This is a genomic window from Acidovorax sp. LjRoot129, from assembly GCF_964253765.1.
GTDB lineage: Bacteria > Pseudomonadota > Gammaproteobacteria > Burkholderiales > Burkholderiaceae_C > Acidovorax.
Genome location: NZ_CAXUSE020000001.1, coordinates 2,494,225 through 2,520,915, shown reverse-complemented (window position 1 = coordinate 2,520,915; position 26,691 = coordinate 2,494,225). Strand labels below are relative to the sequence as shown.

Genomic DNA, 26,691 nt, shown 5'->3' with positions numbered 1-26,691 from the left:
TTAGAAGATGAGCGACGCGCTGTCCCCCCAACCCACATCGCCCGCCGCGCCTGCCGGCCCGGCCATGCCGCAGGCCCACGTGCCGTCGGGAGCCCGCATCATCGCCATCACCAGCGGCAAGGGTGGCGTGGGCAAGACCTTTGTCTCCGCCAACCTGGCAGCCGCCCTGACCCGCCGCGGCCAGCGCGTGCTGGTGCTCGACGCCGATCTGGGCCTGGCCAATCTCGACGTGGTGTTGAACCTGCACCCCAAGATCACCCTGCACGACGTGTTCACCGGCAAGGCCACACTCGAGGAAGCCGTGATCCAGGCGCCCGGCGGTTTCAACGTGCTGCTGGCCGGCTCGGGCATGGTCGAGTATTCGCGCCTCACGCCCGAGGTGCGCAGCCAGTTCCTGAGCGTGATCCAGGCGCTCACACCGCAGTACGACGTGGTGCTGCTCGACACCGGTGCCGGCATCTCAGACGTGGTGCTGTTCTCCATTTCACTGGCGTCCGAGGTGCTGGTCGTGGCCACGCCCGAACCCACCTCGCTCACCGACGCCTACGCCGCCATCAAAGTGCTGGCCACGCAGCAAAAGCGCCAGCACGTGCGCATCGTGATCAACCAGGCCGCGCGCGCCGGCGATGGCCGGGCCATCACCAGCCAGCTGCAGCAGGTGCTGGACCGCTTTGTGAGCACCGAGTCGGGGCGCCCGATGCGGCTGATCCACATGGGCGACATTCCCGCCGACCCCACGGTGCGTGACGCGGTGATGCGCCGCCAGCTGCTGCTGTTGCACACGCCCGGCTGCCCGGCGGCCCTGGCCATTGCCCAGCTGGCCAACAAGATTGAAACCACGCTGCTGAACCCAGCCGCCTGAAGCGTCGCTGACCCAGCGCGCTGGCGGTGATTTCAGGGCCTGCTGCCGCCGCGCCGCACGCCGCGGCCGCCACAGCAGCCAACACCGCCCGTCGCAGACTTCTGTCCTTTCGCCGTGAACTCCACCGATTCCATCCTCAACATCTCCTGCTACAAGTTCGTGCCGCTGCCCGATGCGGCCGCGCTGCGCGACCTGCTCCACGCACGGGTGACTGCGGCCGGCCTCAAGGGCACCATCTTGCTGGCCGAGGAAGGCATTAATTTCTTTCTGGCCGGGCCGGCCGATGCCGTGCGCGGCTTTGTCGATGCGCTGCGCACCGACACGCGTTTTGCCGACGTGGAGCCCAAAGAGAGCTGGTCGGCCACGGTGCCGTTTCGCAAAATGCTGGTCAAGGTCAAGCGCGAGATCATCCGCATGGACCACCCCACCATTCGGCCTGCAGCAGGCCGAGCGCCTTCCGTGGACCCGGCCACGCTGCGCCGCTGGCTGGAGCAAGGGCACGATGACGAAGGCCGCGAGGTGGTCACACTCGACACCCGCAACGCCTTCGAGGTGGATCAGGGCACCTTCAACAACGCCATCGACTGGCGCATCGACAAGTTCACCCAGTTTCCCCCAGCCCTGCGCGCTCACAAGGACGCGTTGCGCGACAAGACCGTGGTGAGCTTTTGCACCGGCGGCATCCGCTGCGAAAAGGCCGCCATCCTGATGCGCGAGGAAGGGCTGCCCCATGTCTACCAGCTGGAAGGCGGCATTCTCAAATACTTCGAACTCACCGACGGCGCGCACTACCACGGCGGCTGCTTTGTGTTCGACGAACGCGCTGTGCTGACCAGCGACCTGGCTGCAGATGCCACGACCGCTGTGCGCGAGATCGCCAGCAAAGCTGCGGGCGTTGCCGCAGGAGCAGTCCTGGGCGAGGCAATCCCCACCACAGCCTGCACAAGTTCCGATGCTATTGAAAAATGAGCAACAAACGCCCTGCCATCAAGCGGTAGAGGCTATTTTGACGTCATAATTTCTGGGCCGTGCCGGGATTGGGCCCAGAGGCCAGCACGCCGCGCCCCCTCAAGGCTTCAATCGGCGTTCTGGCAGCGGAATCCGCTCCACCTCGCCAGGCACCTGGCCCATCGCCTGGGCATCCCAAGCGTCCGCGGCCTGCACGATGCGCTCCTTGCGGCTGGAGACGAAGTTCCACCACATGTGCCGCGGCGCATCCAGTGCATCGCCGCCGATCACCATCAGGCGTGCAGCGGCCTCGCCCGGCGCAGACAGGCGCATGGCCTGGCCCGTCTCCATCACCCCCAGCAGCTGCGCACCCAGCGCTTCGCCGTTGAGCTCTACCGGGTTGTCGACGGTGTAGACCGCCATCTCCTGCGCCAATGCCGGAATCTCCAGCGAGGCACCTGCCGGCAACTGCACATCAAGGTACAGCGTGGGCGAAGACGTGGCCACCGGCGATGTCTGGCCAAACGCGGTGCCGATGAGCACACGCACCGTGGCATCGCCGACCCGCACCTCGGGAATGGCGGCCGAGGGCGTGTGCACGAACGAAGGCTCGGCCTCCTCTTGCGCGATGGGCAGAGCCGTCCAAAGCTGGATACCGTGATTCACGTAGGGTTTGTCCGCCAGACTGTCTGGGCGGCGCTCCGAGTGCACGATGCCCCGGCCCGCCGTCATCCAGTTGATGGCGCCCGGCTCGATCTGCTGCACGTAGCCCAGGCTGTCGCGGTGCATGATCGCGCCCGAAAAAAGATACGTCACTGTGGCCAGGCCAATGTGCGGATGCGGACGCACGTCGTGGCTGTCGCCCGGCATCACGGTCACCGGGCCGAAATGGTCAAAGAAGATAAAAGGCCCGACCGCCTGGCGCTGCACCGCGGGCAGCAAACGGCGCACGGTGAAGCCGCCGCCCAGGTCCTTGGCGTGGCCCTTCAGTTGCAGGATGGCATCGCTCATGGGTGAATCTCCGTGAAGCGCACCGCAGTGCGGGTGGGTGTCACGTGGCCGGGCACAGCGCTCATGCCATGCGCTCCACCGACGTGTTGATCTCGGTCGTGACCGTGGTCATGAGCTTGTGCACCGGGCACTTGTGCGCCACGGTTTCCAGCTCGGCGATCTGCGCGTCGGTCAGGTCGCCACTGATCTGCAGGCGTGCCGTCAGGCGGTAGGTGCCGGTGCGCTCGGCCGAGGCATCGCGCTCGATCACGGTCTTCACGTCCTCCACCGGCAGTCCCTTGCGCCGGGCGTACCACAGCACGGTGAGCGCCTTGCAGGCGCCCAGCGCTGCGTCGTACAGGTCATGCGGGCTCGGGCCGCCGTCGGCCCCACCCTCTTCCACGCTCCCATCCGCCACGAATTCGTGGCTGCGGATGTGAACGGCCTGGGCCATGGGCGCACCGGGAATGCGCTGCAGTTCGATTGGCATAGGTTCCTTTGTGGGGCCTTTGTGGTTTTTTCAGGTCGCTGGCACTGTAGCGCCATTCCGTGCCCGCTCAGCGCGCCCAGCGCTGCGCCGCGGCGGCCACGCGCTGGCCGAACTGGCGGCCGGTTTCCAGGTCGCCGGGAAACATCTCGGCCGCCGACGCATCGGAGGGCGACTGCGACATGGCTCCGCTGAAGGAGCCCATCCAGTTCACATCGTTGCGCGTCGCGGCCTTGGAGTTGGCCGGCATCATGCCGTTGCCCACCCACAGGCCACCGTGCTGCATGGCCAGGTGGTACAGGTAGTCCAGCGTGATCTGCTTGTCGCCGTTGATGCTGCCGCTGTTGGTAAAGCCGGCAAAGAGCTTGTCCTTCCAGGCCTGGCCGAACCACGCCTTGGACGATGCGTCGGCAAACTTCTTGAACTGCCAGCTTGGGCCTGCCATGTAGGTGGGCGTGCCGAAGATGATGGCAGTGGCACCGGCCAGCGTCTCCCAGCCGCCTTCGGCCAGGTTGCCGTCGGCATCGATGGCGACAAGCTCGGCGCCCGCACCGTCGGCTACGGCCTGCGCCAAACGCTGCGTGTGGCCGTAGCCCGAGTGGTAAACAACTGCGATCTGTGCCATCTAAAAACTCCTCAAGGGGTCTGAACAAAGGGATGCCGGCGCGGCCGACAAACGAAAAGACGAAGCGAAGCACCACTGCGCATACAAGCGCACGCATCTGCTCCCTCCCACCTCAGCGTGCCCCTCGCTGCGCTCGCGCGCCAGCGAAAGGGCTGCGCGATATCAACGCTGGCCGCGGCGTGCGTCCAGGCTCCAGCCGCCAGCGCCAAAGGCCACCAGCGCCAGCAGACCGCCACTCACGGCCACGTTCTTGAAGAACATGAGCTGCTGCATCATTTGCTTGTCGGCCGGTAGGCTCCAGTACGCATGGAAGAAGAAGCTGGCCACCAGCGTGAACACCGCCAGCGCCAGGGCCGCAAAGCGCGTACCAAAGCCGAAGATCAACGCCAGGCTGCCCAGCACTTCGACCGCAGCAGCCACGGCGGCGGCCACCGTGGGCATGGGCAAGCCCACCGACGTGATGTAGCCGACCGTGCCGGCAAAACCAGTGATCTTGCTGATGCCGGCAGGCAGAAACAGCGCGGCGAGCAACAGGCGGGACGCGAGGGCGAAGGGGTTTTGCAGGGATGCGAGCATGGTGAACTCCTTAAGTTGAGAGATGAGCGGAGGAAAACTAGCGGTAGCCGGAGGGCGGGGAGGAACGTAAAACTTCAGGCGGCCAGGTCAAACACCAGCACCTCGGCGCCGTGGCCATGGGTCAACGACAAGGCGGTTTCGTTGTGCATCAGCGCGGCATCGCCACCCGACAGCGGATGCCCGTTGACCTGCAGCGCGCCGCGGACAAGGTGCACATAGGTCTTGCGAGCAGGGTTCAGCGCCAGTGTGACGGCCTCCTCGGCATCGAGCAAGCCGGCGTAAATGGCGGCGTCTGCATGGATGCGCACAGATCCGTGGGCACCGTCAGGGGAGGCCACCAGGCGCAGCGCGCCGCGCTTGTCGGCGTCGGCAAAGGTCTTTTGCTCATAGCTCGGCGTGATGCCGCGCACGTTGGGCTCGATCCAGATCTGCAGGAAGTGCGTGCTCTGCCCATCGGCATGGTTGAACTCGCTGTGCATCACGCCAGAGCCCGCGCTCATGCGCTGCACGTCGCCCGGCGGAATGCCTTTGACGTTGCCCATGCTGTCCTTGTGCGCCAGCTCACCCGTCAACACATAACTGATGATCTCCATGTCGCGGTGGCCGTGCGTGCCGAAGCCCGTGCCGGGGGCAATGCGGTCTTCATTGATCACGCGCAGGTTGCCAAAGCCCATGTGCTCAGGGTCGTAGTAGCCGGCAAACGAGAAGCTGTGGAACGACTGGAGCCAGCCATGGTCGGCATGGCCCCGGTCTTGGGATTTGCGAACAGTGAGCATGTAGAGCCCCTTTCTTTCAAGCCTTGACTGTAGAACTGCGCCCCTGCGCCCACGGCCTGACGGATTGATGGCTTTGTTCAAAATAATTGAACTACGATGGCACGACCATGCAAAACGCACGCGATGTCCTCACCCCTGACGCTTTGACCATGCTGCAGGTGATCGCCGAAGCCGGCAGCTTTGCCGCGGCAGCCCGGCAACTGGGCCTGGTGCCCAGCGCCCTGACCTACCGCGTCCGCCAGATCGAGGACGCGCTCGACGTGCTGCTGTTTGACCGCAGCGCACGCCAGGCCCGCCCGACCGAGGCGGGGGTGGAGCTGCTGCGCGAGGGCGCGCGGCTGCTGCAGGACATCGACGCCGTCGCCCACCGCGTGCGCCGCGTCGCGACGGGCTGGGAGCCGCAGCTCACCATCTCTACTGACGGCATCATCTCGCCCCACACCATGCTGGAACTGGTGGACGCGTTCTACGCCATGGCCCCGCCCACGCGGCTCAAGCTGCGCGACGGCATCATGACCGGCACGCTGGAGGCATTGACCTCGGGCCGCGCAGACCTGGCCATCGGCGTGTCGGTGCTCGGTGCCAGCGTGGCCGGCCTGCAGCAGGCGCCGCTGGGCGACGTGCTCTTCATCTACGTGGTGGCGCCCCACCACCCACTGGCCCAGGTGCCCGAGCCCATCACCGACGCCACCTTGCTGCAGCACCGCGCCGTGGCCGTGGCCGACTCGGCCACACGCGGCGGCGCCACCATGGGCCTGCTGGGCGGGCAGGACGTGCTGACCGTGGACACCATGCAAGCCAAGGTGCGCGTGCAGCTGCGTGGCCTGGGCGGCGGTTTTCTGCCCGAGCCCATGGTGCGCCCCTATGTCGAGGCCGGCCGGCTGGTGCCGCGCCGCGTGGCCCGGCCCGAGCGCAACGTGCGCGTCAACTACGCATGGGGCGGTCCGGGCTTCACCGCACCCGGCCGGGCGCTGCAGTGGTGGCTGAACCAATTGCAAAGCCCCGCCACACGCCGCGCTCTGCTGGAAAACCACCATCATTTCTGACCCAGCGCACGCGTTCACGCGCCGCAGCGCGTGTAGAGTGGTTCCTGCTGCAGAGCGTGCGGATCCCACAGCGCCCTGCCTGGCGTTTCACCTGCCTACCGACATCGAAAGGCTTTCCCATGAACAAACCTGTTTCACGCCCCGCCAAACGGCACCGACGCACCGACACCGCAGGGCCATCCGCGGGCTCGGCCGCTGCGGCCACTTCTGCGCCAGCGCCACAGTCCGGCGCGGGTACCCAGCGCCACTTCGCCATCATTGGCGCCGGCATGGCAGGCATTGCCTGCGCACGCACCCTGGTCCAGGCCGGGCACCGCGTCACGGTGTTTGAAAAATCCTCGCAAGCCGGCGGACGCACCGCCACCATCGACAGCCCTTTCGGCAACTTCGATGCCGGCGCGCAGTACTTCACGGTGCGCGATCCGCGCTTTGCCCGTGCCATCGACACCGTGCCGGGCGTGTGCAAGCGCTGGAGCGCCAACTCGGTACAAGTGCTCGACGCCGCAGGCCGCGTGGCCGCCGTCGGGCTGCCGCACCGCGAGGCGCATTGGGTGGCCAGCCCCGGCATGCAGTCGCTGGTGCTGACCTGGGCCGAGCCGCTGCACCAGGCCGGCCAGCTCATCACCGGCACGCGTGTCTCGCGCATCGAGCGCGATGCCCTCAACCCCTCGGGCTGGCAGTTGCGCACCGAAGGCGCAGCCGGTACCCAGCGCGTCTACGCCGGGTTTGACGCCGTGCTGCTGGCCCAGCCCGCGGTGCCCGCGCAGGCGCTGCTCGCCAGCTCCGCACTCGACACCCCGCTGTCCGAACCCCTCTCCACGGTGGCGATCGCGCCGTGCTGGACACTGATGCTGGCTTACCCCCAGGCGGTGCGACCCGGCCTCACCACCCTCGGTCCCCAGTGGAACGCTGCGCGCAGCACGCACCACCGCATCGCCTGGCTGGCCCGCGAATCCTCCAAGCCCGGCCGCAACGTCGTCGAACGCTGGACCGTACAGGCCAGCCCCGCGTGGTCGGCCGAACACCTGGAAGACGACGAAGCCCGCGTGCAGGCCAAGCTGATCAAGGCCTTCTCCGAAGTCACCGGCATCCGCGCCCAGCCCGCATTTGCCGACACGCGCCGCTGGCGCTATGCCCAGACCACCCACCCCCTGGGCCGCACCCACCTGTGGGACGCCGGCATGGGCCTGGGCGCCTGCGGCGACTGGTGCCTGGGGCACCGGGTGGAAGACGCCTTCATCTCCGGCCTGGAGCTGGCACTCGCCGTGGCATGACGGGCTCCGGGCTGCGCTACACCGGCCGGTTCGCCCCCTCCCCCACCGGCCCGCTGCATGCGGGCTCGCTGGCGGCGGCCCTTGCCAGTTGGCTGGACGCGCGGGCGCATGGGGGGCGGTGGCTCGTGCGCATCGAAGATGTGGACACGCCGCGTTGTGTGGCTGGGGGCGGCGAGTTCATCCTGCAGCAACTGGCGGCTTGCGGCCTGCTGCCGGATGCGCCGCCCGAGTGGCAGTCCGCACGCACGGCCTTGTACGAACGTGCCCTGGCCCAGTTGATTGAACAAGGCGACACCTACCCCTGCGCTTGCTCACGCAAAGACATTGAAGACGCGCAGGCGGCGCTCGGACACGCGCGGGAGCGGCATGCCGCGCTGCCGTACCCGGGCACCTGCCGCCACGGGCTCCACGGCCGCGCGGGGCGTTCGTGGCGGTTCCATGTGGCAAATTTCAAGCAAAAACAGGTTTCAGCGCTGGATTATCAAGCGCCTATAGCTATCAATTCAGTAGCAAATGAATTGGTGCACTGGCAGGACCGCCGATTGGGCTCGCAGGTGCAGGATGTCGCTGCGGCCGTGGGCGACTTTGTGCTGCGCCGGGCCGACGGGCTGTGGGCCTACCAATTGGCCGTGGTGGTGGACGACGCCGACCAGGGCATCACCGACGTGGTGCGCGGCGAAGACCTGGCCGACAACACCCCGCGCCAGATCCTGCTGCAGCAGGCCCTGGGCGTGCCTGCGCCCCGCTACCTGCACACACCCCTGGTGTGGGGCGACAACGGCGAAAAACTCTCCAAGCAAAACGGCGCGCAGGCGCTGGACTTGTCGAACCCCTTGCTGGCCTTGGCGCAGGCGGCGCAGGTCCTGGGCTTGCCGGCGCTGGAGGATGCACGCAACCGCTCCCTGTCAGATGGATTACACGCATGGGCGGCAGCGTGGCGACGAAACTACAATGGCGACCGTGATTGAACAGACCCTTGCCCCCGCCCCGACCTCCGCTCCCGCTCCCAGCACTGGGAGCGCAGCCGCCCCGGCCGCCCCCGCCCAGCCTGGCGGCATCCCGGCCGGCGTGACCCACCCCAAGACCATCAAGAGCTTTGTGCGCCGCGCCGGCCGCACGACGACCGGCCAGGCCAAGGCCTTCGAGGATTTTGGGCCGCGCTTCGTGCTCCCTTATGCCCCCGCTCCGCTTGACGCCACAGCCGCCTTTGGCCGCGCCGCGCCGCTGGTGCTGGAGATTGGTTTTGGCATGGGCGAGGCCACGGCGCACATCGCCGGGGTGCGCCCGGACGACAACTTTCTGTGCTGCGAGGTGCACGAGCCTGGCGTAGGCGCACTGCTCAAGCGCATTGGCGAGCAGAGCCTGAGCAACATTCGCATCCTGCAGCACGACGCGGTGGAGGTCATCGACCACATGCTGCCCGAAGGCAGCCTGGACGGCGTGCACATCTTCTTCCCGGACCCTTGGCACAAGACCAAGCACAACAAGCGGCGCCTGATCCAGTCGCCGCTGGTGGCCAAGCTGGCAGCCCGCCTCAAGCCCGGCGGCTACCTGCATTGCGCGACCGACTGGCAGCCCTATGCCGAGCAGATGTTGCAGGTGCTGAGTGCCGAAACACTGCTTCAGAACACAGCCCAGGGCTTTGCACCTCAACCCGAATACCGCCCCCTCACCAAGTTCGAAAACCGCGGATTGCGGCTCGGACACGGCGTGTGGGATGTGGTGTTCCAACGACGCCATTGACAACATGACTGCTCTGGCCCACCGTACATCTCCCATGACACCCATTCTTCAGAACTTGGTCGAGATGACCGGCCACCGCGATCACCTGCGGCTGGAGGTGTCGGTCCTCTCGGCGTTGCAAAAGCTCAGTGGCATCGTCGAGGTCAGGGCCCTGGAGCTGTTCACGCATGGCGGCGTGCCCCACGTCCGCCCCCGCACCTGGGTGGAAAACGGGGAGCTCGTCTCCACCGACTCGGAAGCCGCCACGGACCCTCGGCGCGAGATTCTGGACAACTACCCGGCGTTGCGCGATTGCGTGGCCAGCCACGGCGAGCATGCCCTGGCCTCCCCCCGCCGGGGTCGCCATGTGCTGTGGCTGCCGGTGTGGATGGATGACAAGGTCAACACCTGCCTGGAGATCACGCATTCGCGCACGTTCTCGCTGCACAAGCTGGATGTGCTCAAGGGTGTGTTCCAGGTCTACCAAAACTATCAGCGCCTGCTGGACTACAGCGAACGCGACGCGCTGACGGGCCTGTTCAACCGCAAGACCTTCGACGAACAGTTCTCGCGCCAGGCCATGAACGGGCTGGGCGTGAGCCGCGCAGGTCCCTTGGCCGAAACGTTTTCCGCTGAAGACGGCGCATCGCCGGCAGAGCCCGTCCAGCAGTGGCTGGCCGTTGTCGACATCGACCATTTCAAGCAGGTGAACGACCGCTTTGGGCACCTGTATGGCGACGAGGTGTTGATCCTGCTGGCCAACATTCTGCGCACCTCTTTCCGCAGCCACGACCGCGTCTTCCGATTTGGCGGCGAGGAATTTGTGGTGCTGCTGCGCTCCACCACGCTGGCCACCGCACACCGCGTGTTTAACCGCTTTCGTCTGGCCGTACAGGAGTACGCCTTCCCGCAGGTTGGCAACGTCACCGTGAGCCTCGGTTTTGTGAGCACGACCCGCGGCTCGCCGGTGGAAATCCTTGGCCAGGCCGATCAGGCGCTGTATTACGCCAAGGAACACGGGCGCAACCAGGTCTGCTTCTACGACGACCTGATCGCCAGCGGACAACTGGCGGCCAAGGTCGCCAATGACGACGTCGAGCTGTTCTGACCTGCCGACCTTCTGACGAGGCGGCGCGCACTACCCTGCATACCCAGCGCGCAAAAAAATAGGATGGCGCGGGGGAAAACCCCACCCACCCCATCCCATCGCACACGTCCCGCAGCAGGGCGACAGCCAAGGCAGCCGGACAAACCAAGCGGCCGTCCGATGCTGCCCCTGTCTTCCTTAGCCCAGCTGCTGCGTCACCCAGCCTGTGACCGAAGCCAGTGCCGCTGGCAGCTTGGACGCATCGGTGCCGCCGGCCATCGCCATGTCAGGCTTGCCACCGCCCTTGCCACCCACCTGCTGGGCCACAAAGTTCACCAGCTCGCCGGCCTTGACCTTGCCCACGCTGTCGGCCGTGACGCCGGCAGCGATCTGCACCTTGTCGCCATCCACGGCGGCCAGCACGATGGCGGCGGTCTTGAGCTTGTCCTTAAGCTTGTCCATGGTGTCGCGCAGGGTTTTGGCGTCCGCACCGGGCAGCGCCGCGGCCAGTACCTTGAGGCCCTTTACGTCGACCGCCTGGTTCACCAGTTCGTCGCCCTGGTTGGAGGCGAGCTTGCCCTTCAGGGCGGCCACTTCTTTCTCCAGCGCGCGCACGTTGTCGAGCGCCTGGCCGATGCGGCCATTGAGTTCGGTCGCCGACGTCTTGAGGGTGCCTGCTGCCTGGTTGACGGTGCTTTCAAGCTGCTGGAGGTAAACCAGCGCGTTGATGCCGGTCACAGCTTCAATCCGGCGCACGCCCGCCGCCACACCGCTTTCGGCCACCACCTTGAACAGGCCGATGTCGCCCGTGCGCTGCACGTGGGTGCCGCCGCACAGCTCGCGGCTGGAGCCGATGTCGAGCACGCGCACGGTCTCGCCATACTTCTCGCCAAACAACATCATCGCGCCCGTCTTCTGGGCGGACTCGATGTCCATCACACGGGCTTCCGTGGGGTGGTTGGCAAGGATTTCTTCGTTCACCAGCCGCTCGATCTCGCGCACCTGCGCATCCGTCACCGGCGCGTTGTGCGCAAAGTCAAAACGCGTGCGCTCAGCGTTGACCAGGCTGCCCTTTTGCTGCACGTGGCTGCCCAGCACTTCGCGCAGGGCCTTGTGCATCAGGTGGGTGGCCGAGTGGTTGCGGACGGTGGCGGAGCGCACGGCCGTGTTCACCTCGGCCTGCACGGTGTCGCCCACCTTCAGCGTGCCGGCTTCGAGCGTGCCGTGGTGGCCGAACACGTCGGCCCGTACCTTGAGCGTGTCGCCCACCGCAAAACGCGCCGCGCCGCTCGTGATGGTGCCTTCGTCGCCCACTTGGCCGCCGCTTTCGGCGTAGAACGGCGTCGTGTCGAGCACGACCACGCCGGCTTGGCCTTCATTTAAGGCCCCAGCGCTTGTCCCATCTACATAGATTGCTATGATTTTTGCAGTTTCTGCCAGCTTGTCGTAACCGGTGAACTGGTTGGCGCTGCCGGTGTACTCGAGCGCCTTGTCCATCTTGAACTTGCCTGCAGCACGGGCCTGGGCCTTCTGCTTTTCCATGGCGATCTTGAAGCCGGGCTCGTCCACTTCGACGTCACGTTCGCGGCACACGTCGGCCGACAGGTCGAGCGGGAAGCCATAGGTGTCGTGCAGCTTGAAGGCCACGTCGCCGGGCAGCACCTTGGAGCCACCCGCCAGGGCTGCGTCCAGGATTTCCATGCCATTGGCCAGGGTCTCGAAGAAGCGCTCTTCCTCGGCCTTGAGCACTTCGGTGATGCGCTGCTCCTGCTCGCGCAGTTTGGGATAGGCATCGCCCATCACGCGCACCAGATCGGCCACCAGTTTGTGGAAAAACGGCGTCTTCTTGCCCAGCTTGTAGCCGTGGCGGATGGCGCGGCGCACGATGCGGCGCTGCACATAGCCGCGGCCTTCGTTGCTCGGAATCACGCCGTCGCTCACCAGGAAGGCGGTGGCGCGAATGTGGTCGGCGATCACGCGCAGGCTCTTGTTGTTCAGGTCGGCCACGCCGGTCTCGCGGCCCGCAGCCTTGATCAGCGCGTCGAACAGGTCGATCTCGTAGTTGCTGTGCACGTGCTGCAGGATGGCAGCGAGGCGCTCCAGGCCCATGCCGGTGTCCACGCAGGGCGCGGGCAGCGGGGTCACGGCGCCGGTCTCGTCCATGTTGAACTGCATGAACACGTTGTTCCAGATCTCGATGAAGCGGTCGCCGTCTTCATCGGGGCTGCCGGGTGGGCCGCCGGCAATGTGCGGGCCGTGGTCGTAGAAGATTTCGCTGCACGGGCCGCAAGGGCCGGTGTCGGCCATCATCCAGAAGTTGTCGGACTTGTAGCGGCCGCCCTTGTTGTCGCCGATGCGGATCACGCGCTCGGGCGGCAGGCCAATCTCCTTGGTCCAGATGTCGTAAGCCTCGTCGTCCTCTTGATAGACCGTGGCCAGCAGGCGCTCGGGCGGCAGCTTGTAGACCTCGGTCAGCAGCTCCCACGCCCACTTGAGCGACTCACGCTTGAAGTAGTCGCCAAACGACCAGTTGCCCAGCATCTCGAAGAAGGTGTGGTGGCGCGCCGTGTAGCCCACGTTTTCCAGATCGTTGTGCTTGCCGCCGGCGCGCAGGCAGGCCTGCACGGACACCGCCCGGTTGTAAGGGCGCTTGTCGGTGCCCAGGAACACGTCCTTGAACTGCACCATGCCCGAGTTGGTGAACATCAGCGTGGGGTCGTTGCCGGGCACCAGCGGGCTCGACGCCACGATGGTGTGGCCCTTGGAGGCAAAGAAGTCCAGGAAGGACTTGCGGATGTCGGCGACGGAAAAAGTGGGAGTGCTCATGGTGTGTAGGAGTGGTTTCACACAGCGGGCTACCCGGCAGGCCGATGCCTGTGAGTTACCCATCGGGACCAACCTTTCATTATAGGTTTGCTGCTCCTCGCGCCGTGGCTGGCGGGCGACAGTGCCGCAGCACACGAATGGATGCATAGCGAGCGGTCAAGTTGGTCGAGGAGCGGGCCGCGGGTTGTTGCCCAAATCTCAGGCTGCTGTCTATCCCGGGCACGTTCCCGACCCCGGCTCTTCTCGAAAATCCTATTTGCCAAATTTAGATATGTTGTTAATATATTTATGAATTTACCGAAGCCGCAAGGCCCAACCATCCTTCAAGGAGCACCTGTGAATCCCCAACCCCGCTGGCAAGGCATCTTCCCCGCCATCACCACCAAGTTCCACGCCGACGAGTCCATTGACGCCGAAGGCACAGCCCGCCACATCGACTTTCAGATCCGCAACGGCATCCATGGCATCGTCACCTGCGGGTCGCTGGGCGAGGCCAGCACGCTCAGCCTGGAAGAAAAGCTGCAGGTCGCCAAGATCGCCCTCGACGCCGCCGACGGCCGTGTGCCCGTGCTGGCCAATGTGTCCGAGACCAGCACCCGCGAAGCCCTGCGCTACATCGACGGCGCAAACAAGCTGGGCGTGGCGGGCTACATGGTCATGCCCTCGGTGATCTACGTGGCCGACGCCCGCGAGGCGATGGCCAACGTGCGCGCCATGGCCGCTGCGGCCCAGCGCCCCCTCATGGTCTACAACAACCCGGTGGCCTACCGCGTGGACCTCAAGCCCGAGCATATGGTGGAGCTGGCCGACTGCCAGTGGATCGCCGCCATCAAGGAAAGCACAGGCGACATCCGCCGCATCACCGACCTGCGCAACGCCTTGGGCGACCGCTACCAGCTCTTCCTGGGCGTGGATGACCTGGCCTACGAAGGCCTGGCCCTGGGCTGCGACGGCCTGCTGGCCGGCGTGGGCTGCGCCTTCCCGCGTGAAACCGTGGCGCTGTACGACCTGATGAAGGCCGGCAAGTTTGCCGAAGCGCTGCCGCTGTACCAGTGGATGACGCCCATGCTGCACCTGGATGTATCGAACAAGCTGGTGCAGAACCTCAAGCTCATCGACGTGCTGGTCGGCGTGGGCAGCGAGCACATGCGCCGCCCGCGCTTGCCGCTGATCGGCGAAGAGCGTGCATTTGTCGAGCGTGTGGTCAAGAAGGCGCTCGACACCCGCCCCGCCCAGTACCAATCCGTGGCCTGACCCGGCACCACCGCCAAGCTGCACCCACGGGCCGCAGGAGACAGCGGCCTTTTCCATCAACGCACACATAAAAGGTTTCCCATGACACGTGCATCTGGATTTCGGACATTGACCCCGGCCGCCATCGCGGCGCTGATGCTGGTGGGCCAAGCCCACCACGCGAATGCGCAGGAGCAGGTCGTCAAGATCGGCCACAGCGGCCCGCTCTCTGGCCCTAACGCCTTTGCGGGCAAGGACAACGAGAACGGCGTGCGCCTGGCCATCGAAGAGCTCAACGCCAAGAAGATCACCGTCGAAGGCAAGGTGCTGAAGTTCGAGCTGGTGTCCGAAGACGACCAGTGCGACGCCCGCACGGGCGTGAGCGTGGCGCAAAAGCTGGTGGACAGCGGCGTGAAGTTCGTCATGGGCCCCTACTGCTCCGGGGTGGCCATTCCGGCATCGCGGGTGTACAGCGACGGCGGGGCCATGGTGTCCACCGTGGGCACCAACCCCAAGGTGACGGAGGGCGGCTACAAGAACCTGTTTCGCATCATCGCCAGCGACACCCAGATCGGCTCGAACATGGCCGTCTATGCCGCGCAGGTGCTCAAGGTAAAACAGGTGGCCGTGATCGACGACCGCACCGCGTTTGGCCAGGGCGTGGCCGACCAGTTCACCAAAGAGGCCAAGAAACAAGGTCTGACCGTGGTGGGCCAGGAGTTCACCACCGACAAGTCCACGGACTTTTTGTCCATCCTCACCAGCCTCAAGGGCAAGCAACCGCAGGCTATCTTCTTTGGCGGCTATGCACCCCAGGCAGCCCCCATGGCGCGGCAGATGAAGCAACTGGGCCTGACCGCCAAGCTGCTGGGCGGCGACACGCTGTGCAGCCCCGAGGTCGGCAAGCTGGGCGGAGATGCCGTCAACGACACCGTGTTCTGCGCGCAGGGCGGCACCATGCTCGACAAGGCGGCCAACGGCCCGGCCTTCAAGGCCAAGTACAAGGCACGCTTCAAGCTCGATGCCGACGCGTATGCGGCGTCTTACTACGACCAGGTGATGTTCATGGGCGAGTCGGTGCAAAAGGCCAACTCCACGCAGCCCGCGAAGGTGGGCGCACAGATGTATAGCGCCAGCTACCAGGGCGTGGCCGGCACCTACGCCTACGATGACAAGGGCAATCTGAAGCAGGCGCCAATCACGGTGCTGACGTTCCGCAACGCTGCGCCGTTTCCGCTCGCGAGCTATTGAAGCTGAAGCGCCCTGAAGAATCGTTGAAGCGCCCCTGGTACCCATTTCGTCAAAATGCAAGAACCGTTCACGCTGAGCTTGTCGAAGCGCCGCGCAAGGCTTCGACAGGCTTAGCCCGAACGGTTTTGAATGATTGATGGAAAGCACATCCGCATCAGCTGCCGGCGGCTACTTCCTTCTAATCGCCCAGACTATCTGCAACGCCCTGAACCACGCCACACCATGAAACGCATCCAGATCCTCGACTCCCACACCGGCGGCGAGCCCACGCGGCTTGTTGTCGGCGGCTTTCCCGACCTGGGTGCGGGCAGCATGGCCGAGCGCCGCGCGCTGCTGGCCGGCCAGCACGATGCATGGCGGGCGGCCACGGTGCTGGAGCCGCGCGGCAACGACGTGATCGTGGGGGCCCTGCTCTGCGCGCCGCAGGACCCTGCCAATGCCGTGGGCGTGATTTTCTTCAACAACACCGGCTACCTGGGCATGTGCGGCCACGGCACCATTGGCCTCGTCGCGTCGCTGGCCTACCTGGGCCGCATCACGCCGGGCGAGCACCGCATCGAGACGCCCGTGGGCACCGTCACCACCACGCTGCACGACGACGGCTCGGTCAGCGTGCGCAACGTGCCGGCGTACCGGCTGCACCACCAGTTGGCCGTCGACGTGCCGGGCTACGGGCGCGTGGTGGGCGACGTGGCCTGGGGCGGTAACTGGTTCTTTCTGGTGGCGGACCACGGCCAGCGCGTGGCCAGCGACAACCTCGATGCCCTGACGGCCTACACCTTCGCCATCCAGCAGGCGCTGAAGGACCAGGGCATTCGCGGCGACAACGGTGGCGAGATCGACCACATTGAACTCTTTGCCGACGACGACCGGGCCGATGACCCGGCCGACAGCCGCAACTTCGTGCTGTGCCCTGGAAAGGCGTACGACCGCTCGCCCTGCGGCACCGGCACCAGCGCCAAGGTGGCGTGTCTCGCGGCCGACGGCAAGCTGCAACCGGGCCAGGTGTGGCGCCAGGCCAGCATCATCGGCAGCGAGTTCGAGGCCAGCTACACACTGGCTGATGATGGCGGCGGCAAGGTCATCCCCACCCTGCGCGGACGTGCCCACATGAGTGCCGAGGCCACCTTGTTGATAGAAGACAGCGACCCCTTCGGCTGGGGCATCCGGCTGTAGTTCGTCGCACACCCAGACCTTCCAGTCATGCAACACACCGATGTCCTCGTGATCGGCGCCGGCATCGTCGGCGCGGCCTGCGCACATGCGCTGGTGCAGGCCGGGCTGTCGGTGCGCATCGTCGATGCCCGCCTGGGTGGCGCCACCGCGGCCGGCATGGGGCACCTGGTGCTGATGGATGACAACCCGGCGGAGCTCGCGCTCAGCCAGGCGTCGCTGAACCTGTGGCACGCCTGGGCGCCGCGGATGGATGCGGGCTGCGCCTTCACCGCCTGCGGCACGCTCTGGCTGGCCGCCAACGACGCCGAACTGCAGGCGGCCGAAGCCAAGCGCGCCACGCTGCAGGCCCATGGCGTCGACTGCGAACTGCTGGACGCCGCCACGTTGGCTCGGGCTGAGCCCACATTGCGCCCCGGCATGGCCGGTGCACTGCGCGTATCTGGCGACAGCGTGGTGTATGCGCCCCGCGCGGCACAGTGGCTGCAGGACGACGCCGCCACGCACGGCGGCCCCGGCCGCCTGTGGATCGAAGAGGCCGAGGTCGTGCACATCGACGGTCAGCGCGCCACGCTGCGGGACGGCAGCACGCGCCAGGCAGGCGCCATGGTGCTGGCCACCGGCATCCACGCCACGGCGCTGTGCCCCGGCCTGCCCCTGCGCCCCAAGAAGGGCCACCTGCTCATCACCGACCGCTACCCCGGCACCGTGCACCACCAGTTGGTCGAGCTGGGCTACATCACCAGCGCGCACCACAGCGACGGCACCTCCGTCGCGTTCAACGTGCAGCCGCGGCCCACGGGGCAGCTGCTGATCGGCTCGTCGCGCGAGTTCGACACCACCAACCCGGCGATCAACGACGCCGTGCTGGCGCGCATGCTGCAGCGCGCGCTGGAGTATCTGCCAGGCCTGGCCGACCTGAACGCCATCCGCACCTGGACGGGCTTTCGCGCGGCCACGCCCGACGGACTGCCCATCATCGGCCCCCACCCAAAGCGTTCGCACCTTTGGCTTGCCGTGGGGCACGAGGGGCTGGGCGTGACCACCGCGCCGGCCACGGCCCAGCTGCTGGCCGCGCAGATCACAGGCACGCCGCTGCCGCTCGATGCCGCACCGTTCGCGGCCCACCGTTTTGCATCGCTGCAGACATGACACAAGCCACCATCACCCTCACGCTCGACGGCCAGGCCGCGCGCGTCGCCCCGGGCATCACGGTGGCTGCGGCCCTGGCGCAAGCTCAGCCACCCGGTGCCACGCGCCGCTCGGTGCGTGGCGATGTGCGCGCACCGCTGTGCGGCATGGGCATCTGCCAGGAATGCCGCGTGCAAGTCGACGGGTTGCGGCTCCTGGCCTGCCAGACGCTGTGCCGTGACGGCATGCAGGTACGCACCGGCCTACACCCCGTAGGAAACGCCCCATGACCGGCGCCAACACCGTGGCGCACACCTGCGACCTGCTCATCGTGGGCGCAGGCCCGGCCGGCATGGCTGCAGCGCTGGCGGCCGCGCCCAGCGGCGCGCGCATCGTGCTGCTGGACGACAACCCCGCCCCAGGCGGCCAGATCTGGCGCGACGGCCCCGCCGCCAAGCTTCCCGTCGCTGCGCGCGAGCAGCGTGAGGCCCTGACCCGGCACGCCAACGTGCAAGTGCGTTGCGGCACGCGCGTGGCGGGCCTGGCCCAACGGACAAATCCGAGCCCGGGCTTTCATGCCCTGTTGCTGGAAGACGCGCAAGGTGGCTGGGTACAACAGGCCCGCCAGATCATCCTGTGCACCGGCGCGCGCGAGCTGCTGCTGCCGTTTCCGGGCTGGACCCTGCCCGGCGTGACCGGTGCCGGCGGCTTGCAGGCCCTCATCAAGGGCGGGCTCCCGGTGGCCGGTCAGCGCATCGTCGTAGCGGGCAGCGGCCCACTGCTGCTGGCGGCCGCGCACACCGCACGGCAAGCGGGCGCGCAGGTGGTGGCCGTGGCCGAGCAGACGCCGTGGCGCGCCCTGGTGCAGTTTGGCGCCAGGCTGGTGCGCTGGCCGGGCAAGGCGGTGCAGGCCGCAACGCTGCTGCCTGCCGTGTACCGCGCCAGCAGCCACGTGGTGCGCGCCCACGGAACGGCGGGGCAAATCGAGGCCGTGACGCTGCACCAGGACGGACGCGACCGCAAGATCGCCTGCGACCGGCTGGCCTGCGGGTTCGGCCTTGTCCCCAACACCGAACTGGGCCAGATGCTGGGCGGCGATCTGAACGCGCGCCGTGGCCTGCAAGTAGATGCTGAGCAGCGCTTGGTGGGCGTGCCCGGCGTGCTGGCTGCCGGCGAATGCACAGGTTTTGGCGGCAGCGAACGCTCGCGCGCGGAAGGCGCCATTGCCGGGCATGTGGCCGTGGGTGAGTTGGCCGCCGCCCGCGCCGTCTGGCCCGAGCGCGCGCGCTGGCAGGCATTTGCCGATGCACTGCACCGGCATTTCGCGTTGCAACCCGCGTTGAACAGCTTGGCCGAACCCGACACGTTGGTGTGCCGCTGCGAAGACGTGTCCTACGCCGCACTCACCGGGCGCACCGGCTGGATCGACGCCAAGCTGCACACCCGCTGCGGAATGGGCGCGTGCCAGGGCCGCATCTGCGGCGCAGCCACGCAGCATCTGCTGGGCTGGACGCCCGCGCCGCCGCGCCACCTGCTGGCCCCCACGCGCATCGCTACGCTGGCTGCCCTGGCGCCCACAGCCGCCGAACACACGCCCTCCACGAACTGACGAAACCCACACGGCACTTGGTATAGGCCCTGATAGGCATTCATCTTGCTTCTACATATATTAATAAGATATTTGCAGATTCCAGCGCACCACCATCGCTCCACCTTCTGTTTTGAAGCCCCTTATGCCCACCGCTGCCACGCCCTCTTCCCCACCCCCCGAAGCATCCGCCCCCCGAGCTCCCGTGCGCTGGTGGCTGGCGCTGTCAACGCAGGTGCTGCGTGTGGAGCGCCACTTGCTCACCGCGCTCATGACGTTGCTCGTCGCGCTCATCCTGCTCAACGTGGTGACGCGCTACTCCGGCATGCCGATCTACTGGGTAGACGAGGCGGCGGTCTACACCGTGGTGTGGCTCACCTTTGTGGGGGCCTCGGTGATGACGCGGCTGCGCATGGACTTTGCCGTGGGCATGCTCACCGACAACCTGGGCGAACGCAGCGCGCGCGTTGCCAAGACGGTGGCGACGTCCGGTGTGTTGTTGTTTGGCGTGGCCATGCTGCTCATGTGCTGGGTGTGGATGGACCCGATCGGTATTGCGCGGTATGGCTTCGATGCCAAGGAGTTCGCGGCCGAGAGCTTCAACTTCCTCTATACCGAGCGCACGCAGACGCTGAACTGGCCCACCTGGGTGCTGCAGCTCATCCTGCCGATCTTTTCGGCCACCTTCACCGTGCATGCGCTGGCCAATCTGCTTGAAGACGTGGGCGCCGCACCGCGCCGGGTGCACGAGGGTTTTGACGTGGTCAGCGCCGACGCCGTGAACTGAGCCCACCGCACCAAAGCACTACTGCCCCGCGCAACCGCCGCACCGGAACCACCCCATGATCACCACCCTCTTCTTCCTCGCCGTGCTCATCGTGGGCGTGCCCATCGGCGTGTGCCTGTGCCTTGCGGGCATCGTCTACATCTTCAGCACCAACAGCACGGTGCTGTTCCAGTCGTACCCGATGCAGATGTTCGCGGGGGTCGACAGCTACGGCCTCATTGCCATCCCGCTGTTCATCCTGATTGGCGAGATCATGAACAGCGGTGGCATCACGCGCAGGCTGGTGGACCTGTCGATGGCCTTCATCGGCTCGGTCAAAGGGGGCCTGGCATACGTGAACATCCTGGCCAACATGCTGGTCTCGTCCATCATCGGCTCGGCCACGGCGCAGGTGGCCATCATGTCGCAGGTGATGGTGCCCGAGATGGTCAAGCAGGGCTACGACAAGACCTTTGCCGCGGGCCTCACGGTGTACGGCGGCATGCTCGGACCCATCATCCCGCCGTCGGTGATGTTTGTGGTGTTCAGCGTGCTCGCCCAGGTGGCCGTGGGCGACATGCTGATTGCCGGCATCCTGCCCGGCGTGCTGCTCACGCTGCTGTTCTTCATCGTGATCGCCCTGATGGGCTTCATCTACGACTACCCGCGAAGCGAAAAGCGCACGCTGGCCCAGCGCGCGCGCACCGTGGTGCAGGCCAGCCCCACGCTCTTGATCCCCATCGTCATCGTCGGCTCCATCCTGAGCGGGCTGGCCAACCCCACCGAAGCCGCTGCCGTGGGCGCGTTCGCCTCGGCGCTGGTGGGCCGCTATGTCACCAAGGAGTTCCGGTTCAGCGCCATGCCGGCCATCCTGCTGCGCTCGGCCATCTACTCGGCCATCGTGCTGTTCCTGGTGGCGGCGGCTGCCGTGTTTTCGTGGCTGCTGATCTACGGCAAGGTGCCGCAGATGGTGGCAGCGTGGGTGCAGACGGTGGCGCACGACCCGGTCACCTTCTTGCTGCTGGTCAACGTGATCCTGCTGGTCATCGGCACCGTCATCGACGGCATTCCCGGGCTCATCATGACCGTGCCCATCCTGCTGCCGATTGCCACCGAGGTCTACCACATCGACCCGCGCCACTTTGGCGTGGTGGTGGTCGTCAATCTGGTGCTGGGCCTCATGACGCCGCCGGTGGGCCTGAGCTTTTTTGTCGCGTCCGCGGTGACCGGGGCCAAGCCCGGAAAGATGTTCATCGTGACGCTGCCATTTTTCATCATCAGCTGCGTGGCGCTGGTGGTGCTGTCGCTGTTCCCCAGCCTGTCGCTCGGTTTGCTCAAGTAACCGCTTGCGCGACGCCGCATACCCCGTTCCCCTCCCGCTGCCCTTGTCCCTCCCACCGTCCTTCTACCCGGAGATCACCATGACGACCACGCCTGCCCACCCCGTCACCCGCCGCCACTTCATCCAGCGCCACGCGGCTGCCGCCGCTGCAGTGGCCGTGCCGCTGGGTTTGCCATCGCTGGTGCGCGCCGCCGACGCCAAGGAATTCCGCCTGGGCCTCATCACGCCCGCAGGACACTCATGGAACCGCGCCGCGCTGCAGTTTGGCGAGGCGCTCAAGAAGGAAACCGACGGACGCCTGAGCGTCACCGTTTTCCACTCGGGCCAGCTGGGCAACGAGGCGGCGATGATGCAGCAGCTGCAGTCGGGCGCGCTCGACATGGGATGGATCCAGGCGGCAGAGCTGGGCTCGCGCGTGTCCAGCATCGCGGCCATCAATGCGCCGTATCTGGTGCGCTCCACGCCCAGCGTGGCCAAGCTGGTCAAGCACCCGGCCGCCACCAAGCTGCTGGAGGCGTTGCCGCGCGAGACCGGCACCATCGGCCTGGGCTGGGGCATTACCGGCATGCGCGTCGTGTTCTCGACCAAGGACATCGCAAGCCCCACCGACATCAAGGGCATGAAGCTGCGCATCAACCCCACGCCGGTGTACCGCGACTTCTACCAAATGCTGGGCGCCGCACCCACGCCCATCCCCACGCCGCAGGTGTTTGACGCCATGGCCAACGGCCAGGTGGACGGGCTGGAGGCCGACATCGAGTTCTCTTGGAACCAGCGCTTCGACAAGGTGGCCAAGACGCTGCTGCAGATGAATGCGCTCTTCATGCCGTTCGCGCCGCTGGTGTCGGGCCGCATCTGGCAAGGGCTCGACGCCAAGGACAAGGACATCATCCGCAAGCTTGTGGCCCAGTCGCTGGATGCGCAGATCAACGACATCGTGACCACCGAAGCCGGCCTGATCGAGAAGTTCAAGGGCACCTCGATCGCGTTCAAGACAGCGGCGTCCTTCAACCCCGACAGCACCATCCAGGAGTTCGACAAGCTGTGGCTGCCCAAAGCGCCGCAGATTGCCGAGCTGCGCAAGGCCGGCGCCAGTCTCTGACGGCGTTATCGGTGCCACGGTGCGGAGCACATCACCTGTGCAGGCCTTCGCCTAAGATGCGGTCCGCGCCCTACTGGCACGTACCTGTGCCTTAGACCGCATTGCCCCGCACCCGCCTTCACCGCCCACGCCCTCCCGCCATGACCACCAGCAGCGCACCTTTGAAGCGAGACACCGGCCCCAAGCGGCGTGCGGCCGACGTGGCCTACGACGCCATCGAGGCCATGATCTCCACGCTGCAGCTGCAGCCCGGCTCCCCCGTGGTGGAGGCCGAGATCGTCGAGAGCACGGGCCTGGGCCGCACCCCCGTGCGCGAGGCGCTGCTGCGCATGGTGTCGATCGGGCTCATCGCACAGCAGCCCCGGCGTGGGCTGCTGGTGTCGCACATCGACTTGGCCGACCACCTCGATGTGATCCAGACCCGCCGCGTGCTGGAGCGGCTGATCGCCTCGTGCGCCGCACGCCGCGCCACCGCGCCGCAGCGCCAGGCCATCGTGCGCTGTGCCGAAAAAATGGTCGACGCCGCAGCGCGCGCCCACCTCGACGACTACATGCTGGCCGACCACGAACTCGACGTGGTCACACACCAGGCCAGCCAGAACCACTCGGCCGTCAAATGTGTGCAGCCGCTCATCGTGCAGTGCCGCCGCTTCTGGTACGCGTACCAGCACGAGGGCGAGGTGTCAGAAGGTGCGCGCGCCCACATGCATCTGGCCCAGGGCATCGCCACTGGGGACGAGGCGCATGCCATGGCCGGGGCCGAGCAGCTAATGGACTACCTGGAGCGGTTTGCGCGGCGGATCATCGACCAGTGAGTGACTGGGTGACCGGGCCACCGACGGAGCCAACGGGTAGTGGCTGGCACGCAGTGGCCAAAAACCCGTTTGCTACTATTTTTATAGCTACTAGCGTTTATAGGACAAGCGCTAGAGGCCTAAAACACTTGAAATTGGCGCCACCAGCCCGTCCTACTCGCCCGCCTGCTGCCCCAGCACGATGCGCTGCTCCAGAAAACGCCAGATGCGCTCGTCCTGGCTGAACGCGACGTTGAAGCGCAGCCAGCCGATGGTGCGCGGCTCCACCAGAAAAAGCTGCCCGGGCCCGAGCATGATGCCGGCGCCCGTGGCCTCCTTGGACAGCTCGGCGCTGTCGGGCAGATCGGGGTGGCGCGCCCAGAGGTACATGCCGGCCTCGGGTTCGTGGAACAGCTCAAAGCCCAGGCCCAGCAGCCGCCGCCCCACCGCGCGGTGCGCCTCGGCTAGCCGCTCGCGCAGCGACTTGAGGTGCTTGCGCCAGCGCCCGTCCGTCACCACACCAAAGGTGATGCGTTCGGTGATCTCGGACGACGTGAGCCCCGAGATCATCTTGAGCTGCACCAGCTCATCGAGCAGATCGCGCCGCGCCGCCACAAAACCGGTGCGCAGGTTGGGCGAAATCGTCTTGGAAAAACTGCCGATGTAGACCACGCGGTTGAGCTGATCCAGGCTGGCCAGTGAAGGCCGCACGCCCGTGTCCATGTCCGCATAGATATCGTTTTCCACCAGCGTGAAGCCGTGCTGCTCCGCCAGCTGCAGCAGCCGGTGCAGGTGCGCCACCGACGCCACCGAACAGGTAGGGCTTTGCAGCCGCGGCTGCGTGAAATACGCGGTGGGCTTGTGCTCGGCCAACAGGGCCTCGAGCGCCACCAGGTCATAGCCTGTGGCCGTGCGCGGCACGCCCACCAGTTGCGCGCCCGCAAAGCGCAGCATGAACAGCAAATTGGGGTAGCCCGGGTCATCCACCAGCACCACATCGCCGGGCTTGACCAGGCGCCGCGCGACCAGGTCCAGCGCCTGGCTGGAGCCCTGCGTGAGCAGCACCTGCTCGGCGTCCACCGCCAGGTGGTGCTCGGCCAGCGACTCGGCCACCACCATGCGCAGCGCCATGTGGCCATGCGGCAGGCCATAGCCATCGAGCTCGGGCGCATCCGACGACAGCTGGCGCATGCTGCGTTTGACGGCATCGCTGAACAGCCAGTCGTGCGGCAGCCAGCCGCAGCCGGGCTTCATCGGCAGGTTGCGGTTTTCAAAAATCTGCTTGAGGTACCAGCGCGCATCAAAGCGGGGCACGGGCCGCTCTTGCGCGCCAGCGCCGTGCGCAGCGGCCTCGTTGTCCCGCCGCTTCACGAAGAAGCCCGCGTTGGCGCGCGACACCAGCCAGCCCTGCGCCACCAGGCGGTCATACGCCTCGACCACCGTGAACACGCTCACGCCGTGGGCGGCGGCAAAAGCTCGAATCGACGGGAGCTTGGCGCCGGGCTTGAGCACCTGCCCCACGATGAGGCCCCGCAGACCATCGACGATCTGGCTGACCAGAGGTGTCTGGAGGTCCGGGCTGAGTGTGAGCATCAGGTGGGCAAAAAGGGGCGGATTGTGCACCGGCATGGCGCATCCCGAATCAGGGATTGCCTGTACAGGATTCTAGACCTGCACAGTGCGTGCCAAACAGCGTGCGGGTGTACATGGACGGGGCGTGGCGCGACTTCCAGAATTCGCTGCATCTGTTCACTGATCCGTTCACACCACCGCCCACCGCCATGCAGCAAGACCGCCACTTCACCAACGCCGCCCTTCTCGCCCGCCGCCACGCCGCCGTGGCCCGCGGTGTCGGCCAGGCCCACGACCTCTTCATTCAAAAGGCCCGCAACGCCGAGCTGTGGGATGTGGAGGGCCGGCGCTTCATCGACTTTGCCGGCGGCATCGCCGTACTCAACACCGGCCACTTGCATGCCGGCGTGATTGCTGCGGTCAAGGCGCAGCTGGACCTGTACACCCACACCTGCTTTCAGGTGGTGGCCTACGAGCCCTACGTCGAGGTGGCCGAGCGGCTGAACACGCTGGCACCCGGCGCCTTTGCCAAGAAGACGCTGCTGCTCACCACCGGCGCCGAGGCAGTCGAAAACGCTGTGAAGATCGCCCGCGCCCACACCAAGCGCCCGGGCGTGATCGCCTTCACCGGCGGCTACCACGGCCGCACCAACCTCACGCTGGGGCTCACGGGCAAGGTCATCCCGTACAAGACGGGCTTCGGGCCCTTCCCGGGCGAGGTGTTTCACGCGCTGTTTCCCAATGCGCTGCATGGCGTGAGCGTGGAGCAGGCACTGGAATCGGTGGAGCTGATCTTCAAGAACGATGTGGAGCCCGAGCGCGTGGCCGCGTTCATCGTCGAGCCGGTGCAGGGTGAAGGCGGCTTTTACGTGGCGCCGCCGGAGTTCATCAACGGCCTGAAGGCACTGGCCGACCGCCACGGCATCCTGCTGATTGCCGACGAGGTGCAGACCGGCGCCGGCCGCACCGGCACTTGGTTTGCCAGCGAACAGTGGCCCGTGGCGCCCGACCTCATCACCACCGCCAAATCGCTGGCGGGCGGCTTTCCGCTGGCGGGTGTAGTGGGCCGAGCCGAAGTGATGGATGCCCCCGCCCCGGGCGGCCTGGGCGGCACCTATGCCGGCAGCCCCGTGGCCTGCGCCGCAGCGCTCGCGGTGATCGACGCCTTCGAGAAAGAACAGCTGCTTGCCCGCAGCCAGGACATGGGCGCGCTGCTGGTGCGCAGCCTCAAGGACCTGGCGACAATGGTCCCGGCGATTGGCGACGTGCGCGGGCTGGGCGCCATGGTGGCGATCGAATTGTTTGAAGGCGGCGACGTGCGCCGCCCCGACGCGGCACTGACGAAGAAGGTGGTGGCCGAGGCCGCACGCCGCGGGCTCATCCTGCTGTCGTGTGGCACCTACGGCAACGTGATCCGCATCCTTGTGCCGCTCACGGCCTCCAACGAGTTGCTGGACGAAGGCCTGGCCATCCTGGCAGACAGCTTTGCCGCACTGAGCTGACATGCGGCCCGACCTTCA

At 66.6% G+C, this 26,691-nt stretch carries 25 protein-coding genes; 18 read left to right on the top strand and 7 right to left on the bottom strand.

What is annotated here, in order from left to right:
- The first annotated feature begins 7 nt into the window (after positions 1-7).
- Together ACSQ3Q_RS11510 and ACSQ3Q_RS11505 are read left to right on the top strand one after the other, a co-directional pair.
- Positions 8-862: a MinD/ParA family protein gene (locus tag ACSQ3Q_RS11510; RefSeq protein WP_436134509.1), complete on the top strand. Its 855-nt coding sequence runs from the start codon at positions 8-10 to the stop codon at positions 860-862.
- A gap of 114 nt (positions 863-976) precedes the next feature.
- A complete protein-coding gene (locus tag ACSQ3Q_RS11505; RefSeq protein ID WP_436134508.1) occupies positions 977-1,831 on the top strand; it encodes a sulfurtransferase in 855 nt (284 codons plus the stop codon).
- Positions 1,832-1,930: 99 nt separating this feature from the next.
- On the opposite strand, the gene ACSQ3Q_RS11500 is transcribed toward ACSQ3Q_RS11505, so the two are convergent.
- The 5 genes from ACSQ3Q_RS11500 to ACSQ3Q_RS11480 all read right to left on the bottom strand — a co-directional run bounded on the left by ACSQ3Q_RS11500 (position 1,931) and on the right by ACSQ3Q_RS11480 (position 5,264).
- Positions 1,931-2,821, bottom strand: a complete 891-nt coding sequence (locus ACSQ3Q_RS11500; protein WP_436134507.1) for a pirin family protein — start codon at positions 2,819-2,821, stop codon at positions 1,931-1,933.
- Between the two features lie 61 nt (positions 2,822-2,882).
- Positions 2,883-3,290, bottom strand: coding sequence for an OsmC family protein (locus tag ACSQ3Q_RS11495; protein WP_436134506.1), 408 nt, complete (start codon positions 3,288-3,290; stop codon positions 2,883-2,885).
- A gap of 67 nt (positions 3,291-3,357) precedes the next feature.
- Positions 3,358-3,912, bottom strand: coding sequence for a flavodoxin family protein (locus ACSQ3Q_RS11490; protein WP_436134505.1), 555 nt, complete (start codon positions 3,910-3,912; stop codon positions 3,358-3,360).
- Between the two features lie 162 nt (positions 3,913-4,074).
- Entirely contained in the window at positions 4,075-4,488 is a 414-nt protein-coding gene (locus ACSQ3Q_RS11485) for a DoxX family protein (protein WP_436134504.1), read from the bottom strand.
- 74 nt (positions 4,489-4,562) lie between these two features.
- Positions 4,563-5,264 (bottom strand): pirin family protein, encoded by a 702-nt coding sequence (locus tag ACSQ3Q_RS11480; protein ID WP_436134503.1) that lies wholly within the window; start codon positions 5,262-5,264, stop codon positions 4,563-4,565.
- A 107-nt stretch (positions 5,265-5,371) separates the two neighbouring features.
- On the opposite strand from ACSQ3Q_RS11480, the gene ACSQ3Q_RS11475 reads away from it, so the two are divergent.
- The 5 genes from ACSQ3Q_RS11475 (at position 5,372) to ACSQ3Q_RS11455 (ending at position 10,414) form a co-directional block, all read left to right on the top strand.
- Positions 5,372-6,310 (top strand): LysR family transcriptional regulator, encoded by a 939-nt coding sequence (locus tag ACSQ3Q_RS11475; RefSeq protein ID WP_436134502.1) that lies wholly within the window; start codon positions 5,372-5,374, stop codon positions 6,308-6,310.
- A gap of 119 nt (positions 6,311-6,429) precedes the next feature.
- Entirely contained in the window at positions 6,430-7,584 is a 1,155-nt protein-coding gene (locus ACSQ3Q_RS11470) for an NAD(P)/FAD-dependent oxidoreductase (protein ID WP_436134501.1), read from the top strand.
- Positions 7,581-8,552: a tRNA glutamyl-Q(34) synthetase GluQRS gene (gene gluQRS, locus ACSQ3Q_RS11465; protein WP_436134500.1), complete on the top strand. Its 972-nt coding sequence runs from the start codon at positions 7,581-7,583 to the stop codon at positions 8,550-8,552. Before ACSQ3Q_RS11470 ends, gluQRS begins: the two co-directional genes overlap by 4 nt.
- Positions 8,545-9,327, top strand: a complete 783-nt coding sequence (gene trmB / locus ACSQ3Q_RS11460) for a tRNA (guanosine(46)-N7)-methyltransferase TrmB (protein WP_436134499.1) — start codon at positions 8,545-8,547, stop codon at positions 9,325-9,327. Before gluQRS ends, trmB begins: the two co-directional genes overlap by 8 nt.
- Before the next feature lie 34 nt (positions 9,328-9,361).
- Positions 9,362-10,414 carry a GGDEF domain-containing protein gene (locus ACSQ3Q_RS11455; RefSeq protein ID WP_436134498.1) on the top strand — a complete coding sequence of 351 codons (1,053 nt, stop codon included), beginning with the start codon at positions 9,362-9,364 and terminating at the stop codon, positions 10,412-10,414.
- Positions 10,415-10,591: 177 nt separating this feature from the next.
- On the opposite strand, the gene alaS is transcribed toward ACSQ3Q_RS11455, so the two are convergent.
- Positions 10,592-13,219 (bottom strand): alanine--tRNA ligase, encoded by a 2,628-nt coding sequence (gene alaS / locus ACSQ3Q_RS11450; RefSeq protein ID WP_436134497.1) that lies wholly within the window; start codon positions 13,217-13,219, stop codon positions 10,592-10,594.
- 336 nt (positions 13,220-13,555) lie between these two features.
- Between alaS and ACSQ3Q_RS11445 the strand changes: the two genes are divergently transcribed.
- From ACSQ3Q_RS11445 to ACSQ3Q_RS11400, 10 genes are all read left to right on the top strand, one after another.
- Positions 13,556-14,473 carry a dihydrodipicolinate synthase family protein gene (locus ACSQ3Q_RS11445; RefSeq protein ID WP_436134496.1) on the top strand — a complete coding sequence of 306 codons (918 nt, stop codon included), beginning with the start codon at positions 13,556-13,558 and terminating at the stop codon, positions 14,471-14,473.
- A gap of 81 nt (positions 14,474-14,554) precedes the next feature.
- On the top strand, positions 14,555-15,703 hold the full coding sequence (locus tag ACSQ3Q_RS11440) for a branched-chain amino acid ABC transporter substrate-binding protein (RefSeq protein WP_436134495.1): 1,149 nt from the start codon (positions 14,555-14,557) through the stop codon (positions 15,701-15,703).
- A gap of 222 nt (positions 15,704-15,925) precedes the next feature.
- Positions 15,926-16,879, top strand: coding sequence for a 4-hydroxyproline epimerase (locus tag ACSQ3Q_RS11435; RefSeq protein ID WP_436134494.1), 954 nt, complete (start codon positions 15,926-15,928; stop codon positions 16,877-16,879).
- Between the two features lie 27 nt (positions 16,880-16,906).
- Positions 16,907-18,028, top strand: coding sequence for an NAD(P)/FAD-dependent oxidoreductase (locus tag ACSQ3Q_RS11430; RefSeq protein ID WP_436134493.1), 1,122 nt, complete (start codon positions 16,907-16,909; stop codon positions 18,026-18,028).
- Positions 18,025-18,297, top strand: coding sequence for a 2Fe-2S iron-sulfur cluster-binding protein (locus ACSQ3Q_RS11425; RefSeq protein WP_436134492.1), 273 nt, complete (start codon positions 18,025-18,027; stop codon positions 18,295-18,297). The genes ACSQ3Q_RS11430 and ACSQ3Q_RS11425 overlap by 4 nt, the downstream gene beginning before the upstream one ends.
- Positions 18,294-19,616 carry an FAD-dependent oxidoreductase gene (locus ACSQ3Q_RS11420; protein WP_436134491.1) on the top strand — a complete coding sequence of 441 codons (1,323 nt, stop codon included), beginning with the start codon at positions 18,294-18,296 and terminating at the stop codon, positions 19,614-19,616. The genes ACSQ3Q_RS11425 and ACSQ3Q_RS11420 overlap by 4 nt, the downstream gene beginning before the upstream one ends.
- 124 nt (positions 19,617-19,740) lie before the next feature.
- Positions 19,741-20,382 carry a TRAP transporter small permease gene (locus ACSQ3Q_RS11415; RefSeq protein WP_436134490.1) on the top strand — a complete coding sequence of 214 codons (642 nt, stop codon included), beginning with the start codon at positions 19,741-19,743 and terminating at the stop codon, positions 20,380-20,382.
- Between the two features lie 55 nt (positions 20,383-20,437).
- Entirely contained in the window at positions 20,438-21,703 is a 1,266-nt protein-coding gene (locus tag ACSQ3Q_RS11410; protein ID WP_436134489.1) for a TRAP transporter large permease, read from the top strand.
- Between the two features lie 79 nt (positions 21,704-21,782).
- Positions 21,783-22,805: a TRAP transporter substrate-binding protein gene (locus ACSQ3Q_RS11405; RefSeq protein ID WP_436134488.1), complete on the top strand. Its 1,023-nt coding sequence runs from the start codon at positions 21,783-21,785 to the stop codon at positions 22,803-22,805.
- A gap of 140 nt (positions 22,806-22,945) precedes the next feature.
- The gene (locus tag ACSQ3Q_RS11400) at positions 22,946-23,620 is read left to right on the top strand and encodes a GntR family transcriptional regulator (protein WP_436134487.1); all 675 of its coding nucleotides are present in this window, start codon (positions 22,946-22,948) and stop codon (positions 23,618-23,620) included.
- A 153-nt stretch (positions 23,621-23,773) separates the two neighbouring features.
- On the opposite strand, the gene ACSQ3Q_RS11395 is transcribed toward ACSQ3Q_RS11400, so the two are convergent.
- Positions 23,774-25,192 (bottom strand): PLP-dependent aminotransferase family protein, encoded by a 1,419-nt coding sequence (locus tag ACSQ3Q_RS11395; RefSeq protein WP_436134486.1) that lies wholly within the window; start codon positions 25,190-25,192, stop codon positions 23,774-23,776.
- 188 nt (positions 25,193-25,380) lie between these two features.
- On the opposite strand from ACSQ3Q_RS11395, the gene gabT reads away from it, so the two are divergent.
- Positions 25,381-26,673 carry a 4-aminobutyrate--2-oxoglutarate transaminase gene (gene gabT, locus ACSQ3Q_RS11390; RefSeq protein WP_436136986.1) on the top strand — a complete coding sequence of 431 codons (1,293 nt, stop codon included), beginning with the start codon at positions 25,381-25,383 and terminating at the stop codon, positions 26,671-26,673.
- The last annotated feature ends 18 nt before the right edge of the window (positions 26,674-26,691 follow it).